Annotated in this window: 13 protein-coding genes; 5 read left to right on the forward strand and 8 right to left on the reverse strand. The window is 36.5% G+C overall.

Annotated elements, in window-relative coordinates:
* Window positions 1-385: 385 nt before the first annotated feature.
* Complete coding sequence (locus tag BEN71_RS11930) at window positions 386-1,129, reverse strand: SDR family oxidoreductase (RefSeq protein ID WP_068976150.1); 744 nt, start codon at window positions 1,127-1,129, stop codon at window positions 386-388.
* Window positions 1,130-1,310: 181 nt separating this feature from the next.
* Between BEN71_RS11930 and BEN71_RS11935 the strand changes: the two genes are divergently transcribed.
* Complete coding sequence (locus tag BEN71_RS11935) at window positions 1,311-1,880, forward strand: TetR/AcrR family transcriptional regulator (RefSeq protein WP_068976151.1); 570 nt, start codon at window positions 1,311-1,313, stop codon at window positions 1,878-1,880.
* A gap of 66 nt (window positions 1,881-1,946) precedes the next feature.
* Entirely contained in the window at window positions 1,947-2,663 is a 717-nt protein-coding gene (locus BEN71_RS11940) for a glutamine amidotransferase (RefSeq protein ID WP_068976152.1), read from the forward strand.
* Between the two features lie 63 nt (window positions 2,664-2,726).
* On the opposite strand, the gene BEN71_RS11945 is transcribed toward BEN71_RS11940, so the two are convergent.
* On the reverse strand, window positions 2,727-3,305 hold the full coding sequence (locus tag BEN71_RS11945; protein WP_068976153.1) for a YceI family protein: 579 nt from the start codon (window positions 3,303-3,305) through the stop codon (window positions 2,727-2,729).
* A gap of 273 nt (window positions 3,306-3,578) precedes the next feature.
* Here BEN71_RS11945 and BEN71_RS11950 point away from each other — a divergent pair, with 273 nt between their 5' ends.
* Together BEN71_RS11950 and BEN71_RS11955 are read left to right on the forward strand one after the other, a co-directional pair.
* Window positions 3,579-3,989, forward strand: a complete 411-nt coding sequence (locus tag BEN71_RS11950) for an OsmC family protein (protein ID WP_068976154.1) — start codon at window positions 3,579-3,581, stop codon at window positions 3,987-3,989.
* Window positions 3,990-4,517: 528 nt separating this feature from the next.
* Window positions 4,518-5,789: a mechanosensitive ion channel family protein gene (locus tag BEN71_RS11955; protein WP_068976155.1), complete on the forward strand. Its 1,272-nt coding sequence runs from the start codon at window positions 4,518-4,520 to the stop codon at window positions 5,787-5,789.
* Between the two features lie 389 nt (window positions 5,790-6,178).
* Here BEN71_RS11955 and BEN71_RS11960 read toward each other — a convergent pair whose 3' ends face one another.
* The 4 genes from BEN71_RS11960 to BEN71_RS11975 form a co-directional block, all read right to left on the reverse strand.
* Window positions 6,179-6,394 carry a hypothetical protein gene (locus tag BEN71_RS11960; protein ID WP_068976156.1) on the reverse strand — a complete coding sequence of 72 codons (216 nt, stop codon included), beginning with the start codon at window positions 6,392-6,394 and terminating at the stop codon, window positions 6,179-6,181.
* Between the two features lie 170 nt (window positions 6,395-6,564).
* The gene (locus BEN71_RS11965; RefSeq protein ID WP_068976157.1) at window positions 6,565-7,089 is read right to left on the reverse strand and encodes a hypothetical protein; all 525 of its coding nucleotides are present in this window, start codon (window positions 7,087-7,089) and stop codon (window positions 6,565-6,567) included.
* Between the two features lie 175 nt (window positions 7,090-7,264).
* Window positions 7,265-9,253 (reverse strand): transketolase, encoded by a 1,989-nt coding sequence (tkt, locus tag BEN71_RS11970; protein ID WP_068976158.1) that lies wholly within the window; start codon window positions 9,251-9,253, stop codon window positions 7,265-7,267.
* A gap of 172 nt (window positions 9,254-9,425) precedes the next feature.
* The gene (locus BEN71_RS11975) at window positions 9,426-10,583 is read right to left on the reverse strand and encodes a GGDEF domain-containing protein (protein ID WP_068976159.1); all 1,158 of its coding nucleotides are present in this window, start codon (window positions 10,581-10,583) and stop codon (window positions 9,426-9,428) included.
* 472 nt (window positions 10,584-11,055) lie between these two features.
* On the opposite strand from BEN71_RS11975, the gene metK reads away from it, so the two are divergent.
* Entirely contained in the window at window positions 11,056-12,222 is a 1,167-nt protein-coding gene (gene metK, locus BEN71_RS11980) for a methionine adenosyltransferase (protein ID WP_068976160.1), read from the forward strand.
* Between the two features lie 184 nt (window positions 12,223-12,406).
* On the opposite strand, the gene BEN71_RS11985 is transcribed toward metK, so the two are convergent.
* Window positions 12,407-12,889 carry a glutathione peroxidase gene (locus tag BEN71_RS11985; protein WP_068976161.1) on the reverse strand — a complete coding sequence of 161 codons (483 nt, stop codon included), beginning with the start codon at window positions 12,887-12,889 and terminating at the stop codon, window positions 12,407-12,409.
* Window positions 12,886-13,305 carry a peptide-methionine (R)-S-oxide reductase MsrB gene (msrB, locus tag BEN71_RS11990; RefSeq protein WP_068976162.1) on the reverse strand — a complete coding sequence of 140 codons (420 nt, stop codon included), beginning with the start codon at window positions 13,303-13,305 and terminating at the stop codon, window positions 12,886-12,888. The genes BEN71_RS11985 and msrB overlap by 4 nt, the downstream gene beginning before the upstream one ends.
* Window positions 13,306-13,430 lie beyond the last annotated feature (125 nt).

Below are 13,430 nucleotides of genomic sequence, written 5' to 3' on the forward strand. Positions count from 1 at the left end.
AATCGAATCAATTTCCTTAAATTACTATCTGCTATTACATCGTAATGTAAAAAACTTATTAACCTTGATGAATATTGATACGCAATAACATCATCCGCAACTGTTCGAGGCAGGGCTACATCTGATACATACTGTTTTTGCGACGCAATTAATCAATATTTAGTAGCTGACGAGTTTTGCGGTGAGGAGCAACGCTCCGCAAGGTGGTTTTCTTGCGAAGCTTCGCTTCTCATTTTCCGAAAAAAAAGTAGGGCGAGCCGCAGGCTAATCCTGAAATTAAAACTTTTGATATAAGACTCCGTCTAAAACGTTAAATAATTTTAGCTTTTAACTTCAAATACTTACGAAATTTAAATTTTTTCATTCAATTAATCATCAAACAGTATCACCACTTTTCAATCCAAGGACGTAAATCCAATTCATGCGTCCATGCATCACGAGGTTGTTGTGCAATATGCCAATAATTTTCCGCAATATGCTCAGGATTTAAAATACCATCCTGATCTTTCTTTTCATACAAATGCGGAAACGTATTCTTAATAAAATCAGTATCAATCGCGCCATCCACCACTACATGCGCCACATGAATATTTTGTGGACCAAGCTCACGTGCCATACTTTGTGCCAAGGCACGAAGCGCATGTTTTGCCCCTGCAAATGCAGCAAAATAAGCAGAACCACGCATACCTGCGGTTGCACCTGTAAAAATGATTGTACCTCGTTGACGAGTCACCATTCGTTTAGCCACTTCACGTCCAACAAGGAATGCCGCAAAACATGCCATTTCCCAAATCTTAAAATATTTACGTGCTGTTTCTTCTAAAATACTGCACGGTACATTCGCACCAATATTAAAAACTAAAACATCAATTTCACCAATATTCGCTTCAATCTCTTCAATCAGTTGAATAACCTCTTCCTCCTTACGTGCATCGGATGCAAAACCATAAGCAACACCGCCAAATCCTTCTATTTCTTGAATCAAAGGCTGTAACTTATCCGCATTACGGCGTGTCATACAGCTAATATATCCACCTTGTGCAAAACGTTTTGCAATTGCACCACCTGTGGCATCCCCCGCACCAATCACGAGTGCCACTTTATTTCCCTGCTGTTTTAATTCATTCATTATTGTGCTCACTTTAAACGAACAATACGGTTGTTAAATTACCCATTAATAAAATAACGATCGTTATCATAACGATTACTATGTTATAATTCCCCAACATCGTCAAGCTTAATTTATAATCAAATAATTTAAGCTCATGACAATAATTATATTTATTCCGTTGAATATGTGAGATAGCACAATGCGTTATAAATCAGGCTATAAAGCTGAGAAACGTCAAGAGTTATTGGACATCAGTGGTCAAATTGCCAAAAAAAATGGCTTTAGTGCCACAGGTGTAGACAGTTTTATGAAAGCTGCAGGTGTGACCAGCGGTGCTTTTTATTCTCACTTTTCATCTAAATCTGATTTATTCAAAGCTTTGATTGAAAATGAATTACAACACAGTCTTCAAATGTGGCAAGACAATCCACATCAAGAGGATGCTGAAGCGTGGATGGACTTTGAACTCAATCGCTACCTGTCAATTTCTCATGTAGATCGTCCTGATCATGGCTGTGTATTGCCGACTTTAGCCAGTGAAGTTGCTCGTTCTGAGATTGACATAAAACAAGTGTATCAAGCTGAACTGCTCCGCGGTCAGCACCTTTTTATGAAACATTTGGGCAGTGAAGAAAAAGCATGGGCGGTGATGTGCCAATTGGTCGGAGCAATACTGATGGCACGTAGCATGACAGATGAATCGATCAAATTGTTGATTTTAGAATCAAGCAAACAGTGTATTAAAGCCATGTTGCAAAAGGCATCATAATTTTATATTTAAGCTCACTATAAACTGCTATAAATACGCTATATTCCTTATAAAACCGTATAAATCATGACTGCTCCAACATCTGCTTTGCCTAAAACGATCTATGCAATTCAACATTTAGCTTTTGAAGATTTGGGTATTCTTGAAGATACCTTTTATGAACACGATTATCGGGTTCGCTACTTTGAGGCAGGTGTTGATGATTTAAAGAAAGCCTTTGAATTTGAGGGCTTGGTGATTATTTTAGGTGGTCCGATTGGGGTCTATGAAACAGAAGACTATCCATTTTTAAATGATGAAATTGCCTATTTAAAACAACGTTTAGCAAAAAACTTACCCACGATTGGGATTTGTTTGGGTGCACAACTGATTGCCCATGCTTTGGGGGCAAAAGTTTATGCAGGACACCAGAAAGAAATTGGTTGGTCTAAATTAAAGATTCAAAATATTCCAAATAATCCGTTATTGCCTTTGGAAAATACTGAAGTTTTGCATTGGCATGGTGATACTTTTGATTTGCCTGAACATGCTGAATTATTGGCGAGTTCAGAAATCTACTCGAATCAAGCTTTTAGAATCGGACAAAATATTTTAGCGCTGCAATTTCATGTCGAAGTGGCTGCTGACAGTATGGAAAAATGGCTCATTGGTCATACGTGTGAATTACGCAAAGCTGAAATCAACATTCCACTGTTACGTGATGACAATGAAAAATATGCGCCTATTTTAGAGACCAAATCTCCGCAGGTTTTAGCGAACGTTATGAACCAGTTAAGTTTTTAATTTTTCATGTGATAAAAAAGCACTCAAATTGAGTGCTTTCTTTTAAATATCTGTTTTACAAAATTATTTTGCCACAGAAGCTTCAGTTGTAATGTTTACAGTGATTTTATCACCCACGTTTGGAACATAAGCACCTACACCAAATGCAGAACGATCAAATGAAGTCGTTGCATTGAAACCTACTGTTTCTGCTTTAGTCATTGGGTGCGCACCTGTTTTATTTAAAACAGCATCTAAAACAACAGGTTTAGTCACATCTTTCACAGTTAAATTACCTGTGATTTTGTATTTGTTTTTACCTAAAGCTTGAACTTTAGTACTTTTAAAAGTGATGTTTGGATATTTTTCAGCATCAAAAAAATCAGCTGTTTTTAAGTGCTCATCCAAAGCTTTAACGTTTGTATTTAAGCTTGATAATGGAATCGTTACATTCACAGAAGAATCTGCAGGTTTAGCTGTATCTACAGAAATCGTTCCCTGAATGTCACTAAAGTTTGCAGACGGTGTAGAAAAACCAAAGTGATTCCAAGTAAATACAGTTGCAGTATGCGTAGGATCAATTTTGTAGTCTACTGGTTTAGCGACAGTAAAAGTTGCTACAGAAGCGATCGCTAAGCCTAGTGTTAATGATTTAAAGTTCATGTTCTTAATCTCTCTTTAGAATGATTGCTATTCTATACGCTTCACATTTTAATTCACTGTTATTGCTAATACGTTATGTTGCATATATGCAACGATTCTACACCCTGAATCACCTCAGGTTTTAAACCTATGTTTTCACATAAAATACTGACAATATGAATAAACAAGAAGTAGGATTAAATTAAAGTCAGAAAATAGATCAAGAAATTACACTAGAGTTTTCATCTAATTTTCGTTATCTATAGTATTAAATATTCTATTTGGTAAATTTGAATGGTTCATTCCGCACAAGCGCTCAGCATCCAAACACCTTATCGTGTCACACTTAGCAATCCTCAAGGTCATACGTGGTATGCCGATGAACCTTTGGATAAAGGTGGTAAAGATACCGCACCAAATCCGATGCAAATTTTACTCTCAGCTTTAGGCGCATGTACTACGGTGACTTTAGAAATGTATGCCAACCACAAGGGCATTCAACTCGACCATGTGCAAGTTGATTTGGCTTTGAACCCTGAGGGTGATCCCGAAGCTGGTCATAACAATATCGTGAGAAAAATCACATTAAAAGGTCAATTCACTGAAGATCAACACAAACGCCTATTAAAAGTCGCTGAAAGTTGCCCTGTTCACAAATTATTAACCTCAAATATTCAAATCCAGTCTGAATTAATTGTTGAATAATTGAAAACTTAAGCCAATTATCAACATATTATTCAGCACTGAATAATTGAGTTTACATTCGGTTTAAACTGACAATATCAAGACGTTTAATTCAATTGCCAGTTTAAATCGGAACCATCACATTTGAACGATAATACCCGCATTTTAGGCGATATTTACATAAAATAGTTTGTTAAAAAATAACCCGCTACAACACCAATAAATGAATACAACACCATGATAAAGAAGACAAAACTAGTTTTATTTTTCTTTCTTAAAAACTTCATCATATTGAAGGTCTCACATTTCAAAAATAAAAAGATATTTTAGTATAACTGCCCAGCAATGCGTAGGTGCACTTCTTCACAAAGAAACTATAACAGATGTGGAAATTCACGGCATATCTGTTATATACATTTTAGCTGTAAGCAATCTTAAGTAAGTTCATTATTTCTGTGCAAACAATGTAGCGCAAACGTTATCAATCAAGATATTGTCATTAATTATCAATAGAATAACCACATTTGACAATATAAGAGGTTTTTACTTTTGGAAAAGTTTGCTTTTATCCAAAACATTCAAGATTGGTCTGATCAATATCCTTGGTTAGAAATGCTCACTTCACTGGGGATCCTGATTGGTTTCGCTTTATTGGCAAACTTTGTTGCTAAACAAGTTGTTGTGCGTGGCATCCGAAAGCTGATTGAAAAATTAAAATTCGCCAATAGCGACATTTTATCTCAGCATAGTGTCATTCGCCGCATTGCCAATATTGTTCCCGCCATTGTAATCATTAATGGTATTGTCACTGTTCCACATTTATCAGAAAAAATGATTTCAGTGGTACAAATGCTTGGTCAAGCCTTTATTTTTGTGACAATTGCGTTGGCAATCAGTGAATTTCTCAGTATTTTCAATTTAGTCTACCAAAAAAATCCTAAGTCTCGTAATAAGCCAATCAAAGGATATTTACAGTTAGTCAAACTGATCATTTATATCGTTTGTGGCTTATTGATTTTAGGCACATTCCTGAAAAAAGATGTATTCAGTTTACTTGCAGGCTTTGGTGCAATGGCTGCGGTATTGATGTTGGTATTTCAAAATACCATTTTATCACTTGTAGCTTCAGTTCAAATCTCATCTTATGACATGGTACGCATTGGTGATTGGATCGAAATGCCTTCTTTAAATGCTGATGGCGATGTGATCGATATGTCACTTCATACCATAACCGTACAAAATTTTGATAAGACTTTTACCACCATTCCCACCAATAAATTGGTCACGGATACATTTAAAAATTGGCGTGGGATGAAACAAGTTGGTGCGAGACGTATCAAGCGTTCTATTTTTATTGATCAAAATAGTGTGCATTTTTTAAGTGCACAGGAGCAAAATAAATTTAAAGCATTTTTATTGCTGGATTCCTATCTGAATGAAAAACAAAACGAGCTGAAAGCGTTTAATCAGCAATTTTTAAATGATGCAATGCTTAACCAACGTCGTTTAACCAATATTGGAACCTTTCGTGCTTATGTAACAGCCTATTTGAAGCAACATTCAGGCATTTCACAAACGCAAACTGTGATGGTACGTCAAATGCAACCGACCAGTGAAGGTTTACCTTTGGAAATTTATGCATTTGCTAACACCACGATTTGGGGTGATTATGAGATGATTCAATCTGATATTTTTGATCATCTGATGGCGATCTTACCTGAGTTTGGTTTAAAAATTTATCAAGCACCTTCTGGCTCTGATTTGCAAGCGATGTTTCAGCAAAATCATGTTGTGAATCACGATCAGCATTTTTCGTCTTAATAAATAACCTGTGTTCGAAGTGGATTTTCACCAACTTTCGATACGCGGAATCGTCCTTCGCAATTGTTTGAGGCAGGACTAAACCTACAGGTTAATGTTTTTGCGATAATTTTGATATGTTTCGGTATGTGTCGAGTTCTGCGAAGGACAATGGTTTTGGTTACTTTTGCCGAAACAAAAGTAACTCCAACCGAAGGTTAATCCCCGATATATGAACAAAAACAATGAGACTCCGTCACAATGAACTTTATATAAATTATTAAAATAACTTATCAAACTCACATTAAATATCCACTGCACTTAGTTTGGGTGCAATGAGGGTTTCGTTATTCTGATTTTAAATTTTTTATTACACATAAAACTAAAGCCCCTTTCGGGGCTTTTCAATCTTATAGCTTCTCAACCAAGATTCGGTCAATTTGCTTTAAACCAGTTTGCTTTTCATGGTTCTTACGACGAATTTTAATCAACTTGTCTTCTTGAAAATCCTGAAGTAACAACTCTACAGCAACCATTGATTCAAGTGGTAAATCTTGTCCAATCCACTTTTGCTCACCTGCATCCATTAAAGTGATTTCGTCACTAATTTGCTCATAAAGGCTCATATTTTCCTCACTTATGGAATTTAATCCATCATATCTCATGAAAACGAAATGACGCAGGACACTATATACCTTTTAATAAAAACTGCCAGCTCTTTCCTCTCTATTTCAGCATCATCATATAAGCTTTTAAATTAAAACAATTTTATAAATCTTAAATCACCTATTTTAATTCATGAGCAAGTCACTGGAGTCAACAATAAATCAGCATTCCGATTTACAAAATGGTATGGGGCACCATAAGCATCTGCGTTGAATTGGATTTTTTTTGCACTTAATATGGCTTGTTTAAATTTTTCCAATTCTACAGCACTTTGCAAAAATGGATTTCCATAACTCTGACCATCCAAAGCAATATCAAGATCATTCTGCTCTGCATTTAAACGATCAAGCCCACGATGATCCTCTATCACAAATTTACTTTTTTCATCTGGTTCTATGCAATTCAGGCTCAAATTTAAAATCGCCCTTTTATCATTCATATTGATCAACATTTTATCGCTGGCTTTCTGATATTTTCCAGGATATTCAAGCTCTACATAAGTCCAATGCCCTATAGCGACCTTTGATAAAATGGTTTGCTCAAATTTTCCTTTATCATCCCACTGAACTTTGATTGTTTTTTCAAAAGCTTGCACTTGGGTCAATGCATTCAATCCAATCAAAGTACCGATCATAAATGACTTTAAACGAATCATAAGATTGTCCTTTTTATTTTTGTTCCCATAAAATATAAACTGCGCTGTAGCAAAGCATGGTAACCATTTGTATTTCTTTTCAAGCCAAAGTCAAATAACGATACTTTTAAACTTTTTTGCAAAAAAACGCTCCAATTTTGGAGCGTTTTTTAAACAGAAAATTTAATGATTTAAATTAAGCTGTTAATTCTTTTACTGCTGCAACAACAGCTTCAGTGGTAATACCGAAGTGTTGATACAAATCTTTCGCAGGTGCAGATTCGCCATAAGTCGTCATACCTATCACACGACCATCAAGACCTACAAATTTCCACCAATAATCTACATGTGCAGCTTCAACCGCAACACGCGCACGAATGTTTGACGGAAGAACAGCTTCACGATAAGCAGCATCTTGTTTCACAAATTCTTCAGCACATGGCATAGACACAACACGTACACCTTCAAGTTGCGCATACGCTTCCATTGCTAAGCCCACTTCTGAACCTGTTGCGATAATGATCGCTTTCAACTCGCCTTTTTCTTTAGCCAATACATAACCACCTTTCGCAACGTCCGCAATTTGTGCTTCTGTACGTGTTTGGAATGCTAAGTTTTGACGAGAGAAAATTAACGCTGTAGGACCTTCTTTACGTTCTAAAGCAGATTTCCAAGAAATAGACGCTTCTACAGTGTCACATGGACGCCAAGTATTTAAATTTGGAGTACCACGTAAAGATGCAATTTGCTCAACAGGTTGGTGCGTAGGACCATCTTCGCCCAGACCAATTGAGTCATGCGTATACACATGAATCACACGTTGTTTCATCAATGCAGACATACGTACTGCATTACGCGCATATTCCATAAACATCAGGAATGTAGCAACATAAGGAATGAAGCCACCGTGTAAAGCGACACCATTGGCAATCGCAGTCATACCGAATTCACGTACACCATAATGTACATAATTACCCGCAGCATCAGACTCAACGCCTTTTGCGCCTTTCCAAAGTGTCAGGTTTGAACCCGCTAAATCAGCAGAACCACCTAAAATTTCAGGCAATAACGGCGCAAATGCTTGGATTGCATTTTGGCTTGCTTTACGTGTTGCGATGGTTTCGCCTTTTGCATTCACTTCCGCAATATAAGCATCTGCTTTTGCAGCGAAATCAGCAGGTAAATCACCTTCTAAACGGCGTTTAAGTTCAGCCGCTTCAGTTGGATATTTTGCAGCATAGGCAGCAAAAGTTTCATTCCAAGCTGCTTCAGAAGCAGTACCCTTAGCTTTGGCATCCCAAGATGTATAAACATCTTCAGGAATTACAAACGCTTCTTCTGTCCAGCCTAAAGCTTCACGGGTTAATGCAATTTCATCATTACCCAGTGGTGCACCATGGCAATCTTCTTTACCTTGTTTATTTGGTGAACCTAAACCGATCACAGTTTTACACATGATCAATGTTGGTTTAGTAGTTTCAGCTTTTGCTTCAACTGTTGCAGCACGAATTGCATCAGCATCATGACCATCAACTTTAAGCACTTGCCAACCATACGCTAAGAAACGCTGTTCTGTATCGTCAGAGAACCAACCTTCTACTTCACCATCAATTGAAATGCCGTTGTCATCATAATAAGCAACAAGTTTACCTAGACCCAAAGTCCCTGCCAATGAACATGCTTCATGAGAAACACCTTCCATTAAGCAACCATCACCTAAGAAACAGTAAGTGAAATGATCAACAACTTTGATGTCTTCTTTGTTGAATTGAGCAGCTAAAGTTTTTTCAGCAAGTGCAAAACCAACTGCATTGGCAATACCCTGACCCAACGGACCAGTCGTAGTTTCGATCCCAGGTGCATAGCCCAATTCTGGATGACCTGGCGTTTTAGAATGTAATTGACGGAAAGATTTTAAATCTTCGATTGAAAGATCATAACCAGTCAAATGTAATAATGCATATTGAAGCATTGAGCCATGACCATTTGAAAGTACAAAACGGTCACGGTTCGCCCATTGTGGATTTGTTGGGTTGTGGTTTAAAAACTCACGCCATACCACATCAGCGATATCTGCCATCCCCATTGGTGCGCCTGGATGTCCAGAATTTGCTTTTTGCACAGCATCCATTGCGAGTACACGAATTGCATTGGCAATACGACGTTCATTCAGCGGGGTTGTCATAAATCTCAGTCCAATAATGGGTTAATAAATGTAGAAGATGAATACAAATTCAATAACGATCTATTGTCTTAAAAAAATATGTAAGCGTAAAGACTAATAATCTATATTTAACGTGCTTACACACAAGAGAACAAAAAATAGGCAAAATTTAGCAAAAAATCTAATTTCTTAGTCAACCTAAAATATCTTTTGAGAAACGAATTTGATTTCGACCCTCCGCCTTTGCTTGATACAAAGCGATATCAGCACTATTTAAAGCATCTTTTACATTGATACCTTGATAAAGGAATGCAATTCCCATACTCGCAGTTACATTAAAGGTCGAATCATATGTTAAAGGATGCTCAATTTCAGCTAAGGCAGTGATACAACGTTCTGCAATCGTTCTAGCTTTCTTTTCATCTGTATCATTCAATATAATCAGAAACTCTTCACCACCATAGCGTCCCAAAATATCAGTGCTACGAATATTCGCTTTCAGTACTTCTGCTGCAGAAATAAGAACTTGATCACCAATCAAATGCCCATAACGATCATTTACTTGCTTAAAATGATCCAAATCTAGCATCAAAATCGCATGCTTTTTCCCACGATCTAAGTGTTGTAAAATTTCAGTGAGCTTTCTTCGATTATAAACATCCGTTAATGCATCAAATTGTACCAAATGTGCAATATAACTCTCTCGTTCACGCCATTGTTTTAAGATCAACAGTAATAGTAAAATACAAATGATTATTATTGGGAAAGTAAAATACGCAATTGAACCCATCCAAAAGCCATTTAAATATTCTGGCGTTCCAATGGTTTCAAAATTAAATAATGGCGCATTTACTAAATTCCCTTTTATGGTTTGATCACTGATCACACCAATGGTTATTGCTAAACTTGTAATAACAGAGAGCATCACCCGTACGTTAAATAGAATAAATCCTACAAACAAATAACAGACAGCATTAGTCATAGTATTCGGACTAAATACACCCGCCATATAAGCGTCAAAAATCAGTGTGAGTCCAAAAACATTGACAGAAAGATAAGGTAAAATAACCTCACCTTTCCTTGATTTGGAGATTAGTAATAATCCAACAATAAAAAGTACTGCAACAAATATCTCAAAAAATTCGATATATAGCTGTAATCTAACTTCTGATAAATGAACAAAAATCTGCACTTCAGGTGTCAGAAAAATATATGCTTTCCAAATAATCCAAAGAACTTTAATTTGAATAAAAAGTATAAAAACCAAAATACATTTCTGAATAGGATTCCAATTCAGAATCTTAAAATCATTTCCCATACGACTAGACAAAAAATGAACCAAAGATTGCATACAAAAAAAATCGCCTAAATCAGGATGCTTGTTATTTATTCAGTATAATACATCTGCAATCTTTCACGAATTAAATATCTAAAATTTATAGTTTTTTAAATAGCATAAAAATAACAAGGTTTCACACAAAGTAATAAAAATGAGTCAAATTACTCATTTTAAAAATAAAACAGCACCTATTTTAAAAATTAAATTCATTTCTAAAACCCAGCACTAAAAAAATATATCACTTAATTCTAGGATAATTTTTTAGGACTTTTTATCCATGATAAATATAAACTCATTTCAAAATCGAAATCGCATCTCTATTTAAAGAATTAAAGAGCTCTTAATAAGAAAAATTGATATGTTTATTCGTTTTAAAACCATCTAATTGAAATAATTTCATGCATTTTGGCTAAGATGTGCTAGTGCTTAGACTGAAGTCGATGTAACATAACGCGTCTTTATAAATTACTGCGATAGGACTTTCATGCGCGAGTATGCTGTTTTTACTTCGGAATCTGTGAGCGAAGGTCATCCTGACAAAATGGCTGACCAAATCAGTGACGCTATCTTGGATGCAATCTTAAAAGAAGACCCATATGCAAGGGTTGCATGCGAAACATTAGTAAAAACTGGTGCTGTCGTACTTGCGGGTGAAATCACAACAACTGCAAACGTAGATTTTGAAGCAATCGTACGTCATACAGTGAATGGTATTGGCTATCATCACACAGACTTAGGCTTTGATGGTTCTACGTGTGCTGTGATCAACATGATTGGTAAACAATCACCAGAAATTGCACAAGGTGTAGACCGCCAAAAACCTGAAGATCAAGGTGCGGGTGACCAAGGTTTAATGTTTGGTTATGCAAGCCGTGAAACTGATGTTTTAATGCCTGCGCCTATTTCATATGCACATCGTTTGATGGAAAAGCAAGCTGAATTGCGTCGTAATGGCACACTTCCGTGGTTACGTCCAGATGCGAAAAGCCAAGTCACTTTCGCTTATGAAAATGGCAAACCAGTTCGTTTAGATGCTGTTGTACTTTCAACTCAGCACGATCCTGAAATTTCACAAGCGAATTTAAAAGAAGCTGTGATTGAAGAAATCGTGAAGAAAATCATTCCAGCTGAAATGTTCCATGCAGAAACCAAATTCCACATTAACCCAACAGGTTTATTTGTGATCGGTGGTCCTGTAGGTGACTGTGGTTTAACAGGTCGTAAGATCATCGTAGATACATACGGCGGTATGGCACGTCACGGTGGTGGTGCTTTCTCTGGTAAAGATCCATCAAAAGTTGACCGTTCTGCGGCTTATGCAGGTCGTTATGTTGCAAAAAATATTGTTGCAGCTGGTCTTGCAGATAAATGTGAAATCCAAGTGTCTTATGCCATTGGTGTTGCTGAACCAACATCTATTTCAATCAATACTTTCAATACAGGTAAAGTATCTGATGAGTTAATCGTTCAATTGGTTCGTGAACATTTTGACTTACGTCCATACGGTATTACTCGTATGTTGAACTTAATCCAACCAATGTATAAGCAAACAGCTGCTTATGGCCACTTTGGTCGTGAAGGTTCTGATACAGCCTTTACTTGGGAAAAAACAGACAAAGTTGAAGCATTAAAAGCTTCTGCAGGTCTGTAATTCATACAAAATCCATCATTCTTATCCTAATTTGAAGTGATGACAAAAAAGCCCAATCTATTTATTGGGCTTTTTTAATTGTAAATTCATTACAATCTATAAAATAGTTCAAATCTATAAGTGCATCGGGATGATCACAAGTTCAATTTAAAAAAGTAAATTATTTCAAATAGCTTCGCTTTCATTAACCAGCCAAAGCACTTTCAATGTCTTTTTCTAAATCTTCAGGTTTAGTCGTTGGCGCATAGCGGTTAAGTACTTCACCTTTTTTATTGATTAAAAATTTAGTGAAATTCCATTTTATACCATTGCCCAAAATTCCCTTACTGTTATTGGTTAAATAACGGAAGATCACATGCGCGCTTGGGCCTTTTACATCAACCTTGGCGAACATCGGGAAACTCACCCCATAGTTACGTTGGCAATATTCACCGATTTGCTCGTTTGAACCAGGGTCTTGCCCTCCAAACTGATTACATGGAAAACCCAAGACTTCAAAACCCTGATCTTTATATTTTTCATAAAGTTTTTCTAAGCCTGCAAATTGTGGAGTAAATCCACATTTACTCGCAGTATTTACGATCAATAAAACTTTCCCTTCATAATCTGAAAAAGATTTATTCTCGCCCTCTAACAGTTCAGCGTCAAACTGATAAACATTTGTCATGGATAAGTTTCCTCGTCGCCTTTTTCTTGTGTTTTTAATTCTAATGAAGCTGAATTCACGCAATAGCGTAAACCCGTTGGTTGAGGTCCATCTTCAAAGACATGCCCCAAATGCGCATCACAGTGATGACATACGATCTCAACACGTTCCATACCATGTGAGTGATCATCATGTTCTTCTATAGCAGAATTGTTGATGGCTTTAAAGAAGCTTGGCCAACCACAACCACTATCAAATTTTGACTCTGAAGTGAATAGTGGCTCTCCACAGCACCGACATACATAAGTCCCATTCTGCTTGGTATTCCAATATTTTCCAGTAAATGCAGGCTCAGTCCCTTTTTGACGAGTAATTTTAAATTCCTCTGGTGATAACTCTCTTTGCCATTCTCTGTCTGTTTTATTGAGTTTTCCCATGATTATTTCCTTTACTATCATGCTACTTAAAATAGGTTAATCGTATATTTACGTTATTCATCTTAAAATTTCTAGTCCTAAGTTCACAATTTACAAAAGACTTACATCAGAACCAGTAGCAAAAA

The organism is Acinetobacter wuhouensis (genome assembly GCF_001696605.3).
Lineage (GTDB): Bacteria > Pseudomonadota > Gammaproteobacteria > Pseudomonadales > Moraxellaceae > Acinetobacter > Acinetobacter wuhouensis.

Coding starts and splice junctions, on each gene's coding strand:
- BEN71_RS11930 (WP_068976150.1), bottom strand. CDS start 1,129: ATGAATGAATTAAAACAGCAGGGAAATAAAGTGGCACTCGTGATTGGT.
- BEN71_RS11935 (WP_068976151.1), top strand. CDS start 1,311: ATGCGTTATAAATCAGGCTATAAAGCTGAGAAACGTCAAGAGTTATTG.
- BEN71_RS11940 (WP_068976152.1), top strand. CDS start 1,947: ATGACTGCTCCAACATCTGCTTTGCCTAAAACGATCTATGCAATTCAA.
- BEN71_RS11945 (WP_068976153.1), bottom strand. CDS start 3,305: ATGAACTTTAAATCATTAACACTAGGCTTAGCGATCGCTTCTGTAGCA.
- BEN71_RS11950 (WP_068976154.1), top strand. CDS start 3,579: ATGGTTCATTCCGCACAAGCGCTCAGCATCCAAACACCTTATCGTGTC.
- BEN71_RS11960 (WP_068976156.1), bottom strand. CDS start 6,394: ATGAGCCTTTATGAGCAAATTAGTGACGAAATCACTTTAATGGATGCA.
- BEN71_RS11965 (WP_068976157.1), bottom strand. CDS start 7,089: ATGATTCGTTTAAAGTCATTTATGATCGGTACTTTGATTGGATTGAAT.
- tkt (WP_068976158.1), bottom strand. CDS start 9,253: ATGACAACCCCGCTGAATGAACGTCGTATTGCCAATGCAATTCGTGTA.
- BEN71_RS11975 (WP_068976159.1), bottom strand. CDS start 10,583: ATGCAATCTTTGGTTCATTTTTTGTCTAGTCGTATGGGAAATGATTTT.
- metK (WP_068976160.1), top strand. CDS start 11,056: ATGCGCGAGTATGCTGTTTTTACTTCGGAATCTGTGAGCGAAGGTCAT.
- BEN71_RS11985 (WP_068976161.1), bottom strand. CDS start 12,889: ATGACAAATGTTTATCAGTTTGACGCTGAACTGTTAGAGGGCGAGAAT.
- msrB (WP_068976162.1), bottom strand. CDS start 13,305: ATGGGAAAACTCAATAAAACAGACAGAGAATGGCAAAGAGAGTTATCA.